This window comes from Photobacterium sanguinicancri (assembly GCF_002265265.1).
Lineage (GTDB): Bacteria > Pseudomonadota > Gammaproteobacteria > Enterobacterales > Vibrionaceae > Photobacterium > Photobacterium sanguinicancri.
Genome location: NZ_NOIF01000271.1, coordinates 1 through 4,405, shown reverse-complemented (window position 1 = coordinate 4,405; position 4,405 = coordinate 1). Strand labels below are relative to the sequence as shown.

Sequence of the window (4,405 nt, the reverse complement as noted above, 5' to 3'; positions counted from 1 at the left end):
AATTACTACCAATAGCGATAATGGTGGTAATTAATTCTAAATATGACCAACATCACACATTTATCGACCTCTAATGTAGATATAAAAGATACAGCTTGGTTGCCAGTTTAAGATGAAAACATCACGAAAATGTTAGCCACTAACACCATCGCCTTACGCGTTGACAATAGGTCGTAAATTCATCACCAAATTTTAATTTAAGCGCATCTTCTTCTGGCTCTATTTGAAAATGATTCATATAGCCAACAAACACAAAAATCATCACACAAGGTGACACTGCGCCTAAATACAACCATGCAGCAATCAAAAACAGGACTAACCCTAAATACATTGGGTTTCGTGAAAACTGATAGATCCCCCCTGTCACTAGATGTGACGTATTTTTAGGCTTGTGTGGATTAACCGTGGTACGCGCCCGTGCAAATGAGACAACACCCGATAAGCCCAGTAAGGCTCCGCTCAAGCTCAGCGCTAAGACTAAAGCTTGCTGCCCAAAAAAAGAAAATCCCCATAACGGCCAATATTGTGAAAGCAGGTACATACAACCAAGGGTGATAATCATCAATAACGGTGGCGGTAACTTTAAATACATACTCTTTTTCTACCCAAAACGGATTTAACTGAAAAACACAACTGACAAACTTCACAAAAATGCTTAAAATCGCCCACTAATCAAATGATAGGTGAATACATGAAAATTTGTGCTGTTGAGTTACGTAGCAATGAAGCTATTATCTGCATGTTAAACAAAAATAGTGGCATGATTGATATCCCTGATTGCCGAACTCAAAAGTTCATGATCAAGGATTCATTGGACAACCAAGAAATGCGCGACTTCCAATTCGCATTCAAAAAACTACTAGACGACTACCAAGTTGATCAAGTTGTTATCCGTACCCGTGAAACACGTGGTAAATTTGCTGGAAGTGCAATTGGCTTTAAGCTTGAATCTGCAATCCAACTTATTGATGGCCTTGATGTTCAGTTCATTAGCACTGCTGAAATTAAACAATCGCTAAAGCGTAACCCACTTGCGATTGATTTCCGTAGCACTGGCCTACGTCAATTCCAAGAAGCTGCATTCACAACAGCTTTTGCACAATTGAGCTAATTACTGACAACTATCAAACAAACGGAGTCACTTTACCATTTCAGAAAGTAACTCGGTGAGTGAGATACAAATAAAGCGAAGCACTGTCTAACAGGCTTCGCTTTATTTTTGCCTAAGCCATAACTTTACCAACTCATAATATTAAACAGATAATGTTATAAACAGCCGTATCAATATTAGCGACCGTAAGTCGACACTATGTAAGTTTCAAAGTCATGACACATCACGCCATCAGATTGAGTGTTATCTGCGAGTTTAGTCGCCCCATCAACAATACTGATTGTTGCATTTAGTGGTGATATAGCTGCTCGCTCACGGTTAGCTAATGCTTCAATTTTATGAAGCTCCGCTTCCCATGCTTGTTCTTTCGATAAATTACACTCATCAGCAAGGTACTTAGCATTAAAGCCTTCACCCGTTAAGCGCATAATGGTGCCATTATGGTTAACACTATTACCAGCATGCCAGTAGTGTTCAGCAAGTAATGGGCCGATTTCTGGATTATCCGTTAGGTAACCGAATTTCTCTGTGAAGTAAGCGCGAGTTTGAAATACTGCCATATGTGCCAACAAATAGCCTTGGTATGAACATGCCGCTTCATCTGACAACAAATGAGGAATTGCCAGTAACGGACGTGGGCTGCACGCCAGTCCTAATATTTTCTGCTCCATGTCGCGTGCAAGCTGAGTAACATTTTCCGGCGTTAATTCATCTTCAGACAATTGGTATAGTGCGCGCTCGAAATACGGCACAACTAAAATGCTGCGTTCAGTGTAGGATCTAAATGGTTGACGGCTATCCACCAGCGCTTTAATCACCTCATCGGGTACTGGCTGACCTTCGGCACTCAGTGCGTACTGCTTAAGCCAATCAGCATCTTCAAGCAAACTATCACAGAACATAGACTGTGTTTCAGCATAGGCCATAGATGTAGGGGCAAACTCTTGCGAAAAACACGGTGAGTTCATTTTCACGTTGGCAAAATGCGCAGCATGGCCCCCTTCATGGAATAAAGTATTGATGCCATCGTAACCGCTACCCACTTGATCAGGCTTTGCGTTACTGGTGAAGTTTACTTTTGCTGGGATCCAGCTTTCCTGATCATAAAATGAAGGTACAGGACCATGGCAGAAACCATTTTGATACTTACCCTTACGATCCAGTAAATCTAACGTAAGCTCAGCCCCTGAATAATCAATATTCAAGCGACCAAAAGATTCCACCCAGCGACGCAGTGATTGTGAAAACGGTACATAAGCATCCAAATCACGCATTGCATCACCCGAGAATGAATACACAAAGTTGTGACCCTGTAACGAAGATTCACCTAGCTTTTTCGCTAATTCATCTAAACTTGATTGGTTACTTTCACGTGTTCGCGCTTCGAAATCATCAAGGATGACAAACAGCTCTTCTGCCGTCATCTGCTCAGTTTTTACTACCGAGAAATCAAAGAAGTTGTCATAGCCAAGTGAGCGTGCAAACTTGTTACGCAACTTGACCAAATCTAAGAAACCATTCGTTAATAGCCATTGTTCAAGATCCAGCAATGCTTGATGCGATGATTGACGAACACCTTCATCACCGCTGTTGCGGATATTGGCACCTAGTACAGGTAAAGAGCCTTCTGCCTGCTGGCCATTCTCATCGGTATAGCACATTGCGTGGTTCTGTTTTTTCTCAAACAGGTTAGCTTCAAACTTGATGATGTCAGCTTTTAAGGCTTGAGCTTGCTGTGACTCAAGTGCATGCGACTCAAAGGTTGCTAACCACCCTTTCAAACCAGTGATTGTTTGTTCGCGTTCTCGCGCATCTGTAATCGAATCTGCAGATGCTAGCTGTGCTTTTACTTCAGCAATCTTTCCTGCATCACTGATGAAATTTGTCCATGCCGTTTGTGATTTTGCCGATCCTTCGTGATCATCACTGGTCCCCATGTAGGTTTCCCAGAAGAAATCTTCTTTCTCACGATGAACGGTTAAATAGGCTTGGTTTAATGTATTGAGGTAGGCTGTTGCGGTCATTCTCGTCCCTTATTATGACTATCTAGGCTAGTACGACATAAGCCTAGCAAATAAATTCCTTATAATTCGCTGTTTTTTTAGCATAGTGAGCAAGATAACGCTTTCTTTTCTTTATGACCTTGCCACATGACATCGCATTTTTTCAATTCAGTAGCCGTTACGCCCAAATAAAAAGAGGCTCATTATAATAACGAGCCTCTATAAACAGGGATGTATATTTCAGGTAATTTACTTTTTATAGCGTTTTTAAGAAACCTTCAATTTTGTCTTTATGCATGGTTAATGTCGCTTCAGTTGGCGCTTGGATATGATGATGTGTGAAGTACACCAACAGTGCCATTTGTGCTGTTAAGCGGTTTTCTGCCTCATCAAAGATAACCGAACGTGGTGACTCCATCACTTCACGTGTACATTCACGCGTATCATTTGCAGGTAGACAGTGCATGAACATAGCGTCAGGACCCGCTTTATCCATTAATTCTTGCGTTACAACATAATTAGGAATAAACGTTGATAAACGGAGCTCTTTTTCATCTTCCTGACCAAACCAGTAGAAGCTATCAGCAACGATAATGTCACACCCTGCCACTTCATCTGTGTTGTCGGTAATCACCAACTTACCGCCTGATGCTTCACAGTTATCTAGCGCAATCTCTACCCATTTTTGTGGTGCTTTAAAGCGTTCAGGGCAAATGTGTTTGAAAGTCATGCCAAACTTAGTACACGCAAACATTAATGAAGAAGTAACGTTGGTCGCATCACCCACAAAGGCAACTGTTAAATCGCTCAAGGATTTACCTTCAGGTAGGTGCTCTGCCATCGTAAATAAATCAGCCATTATTTGGGTTGGGTGCAACCAATCACACAAACCATTGATCACCGGCACACTTGCTTGCTCAGCTAGCCCAGCTACCGTGCTGTGCTCATCAACACGCGCCATAATCACATCAACCATTCGCGATAAAACTCGACCAGTATCTTCCAATGATTCTTTGCTACCAAGATGGATGTCTTTTGGTGACAAGAATAAAGCATGACCACCTAGCATTGTTGCCGCAGTTTCAAAAGAGACACGAGTACGAGTTGATGGTTGTTCAAAAATCATTGCAACCGATTTGCCTTTAAACAACTGGGGTAATGCATTTTCTTTACGTGCTTCTTTTAGCATTGCCATTAACTCAAGAATATCGTTCAATTCTTTTTTAGTGTAATCCTGAGTTTTAAGGAAATGACGTAAACCTTCTTTTTTTAGGTTAGTTGCACTTGATGA

The 4,405-nt window shown here is 41.5% G+C and carries 4 protein-coding genes; 1 reads left to right on the top strand and 3 read right to left on the bottom strand.

Translation table 11 applies throughout. The features are described from left to right. Window positions 1–139: 139 nt before the first annotated feature. Window positions 140–592, bottom strand: coding sequence for a methyltransferase family protein (locus tag ASV53_RS22895; RefSeq protein WP_062687847.1), 453 nt, complete (start codon window positions 590–592; stop codon window positions 140–142). A gap of 99 nt (window positions 593–691) precedes the next feature. Between ASV53_RS22895 and ASV53_RS22890 the strand changes: the two genes are divergently transcribed. Further along, a complete protein-coding gene (locus ASV53_RS22890) occupies window positions 692–1,111 on the top strand; it encodes a DUF3010 family protein (protein ID WP_062687846.1) in 420 nt (139 codons plus the stop codon). A 176-nt stretch (window positions 1,112–1,287) separates the two neighbouring features. On the opposite strand, the gene ASV53_RS22885 is transcribed toward ASV53_RS22890, so the two are convergent. Both ASV53_RS22885 and ptcA read right to left on the bottom strand, forming a co-directional pair. Further along, the gene (locus ASV53_RS22885) at window positions 1,288–3,135 is read right to left on the bottom strand and encodes a M3 family metallopeptidase (RefSeq protein WP_094958827.1); all 1,848 of its coding nucleotides are present in this window, start codon (window positions 3,133–3,135) and stop codon (window positions 1,288–1,290) included. Window positions 3,136–3,370: 235 nt separating this feature from the next. Then, window positions 3,371–4,405: putrescine carbamoyltransferase (gene ptcA / locus ASV53_RS22880; RefSeq protein WP_094958826.1), on the bottom strand; the 1,035-nt coding region annotated here is incomplete at its 5' end.

Coding starts and splice junctions, on each gene's coding strand:
- ASV53_RS22895 (WP_062687847.1), bottom strand. CDS start 592: ATGTATTTAAAGTTACCGCCACCGTTATTGATGATTATCACCCTTGGT.
- ASV53_RS22890 (WP_062687846.1), top strand. CDS start 692: ATGAAAATTTGTGCTGTTGAGTTACGTAGCAATGAAGCTATTATCTGC.
- ASV53_RS22885 (WP_094958827.1), bottom strand. CDS start 3,135: ATGACCGCAACAGCCTACCTCAATACATTAAACCAAGCCTATTTAACC.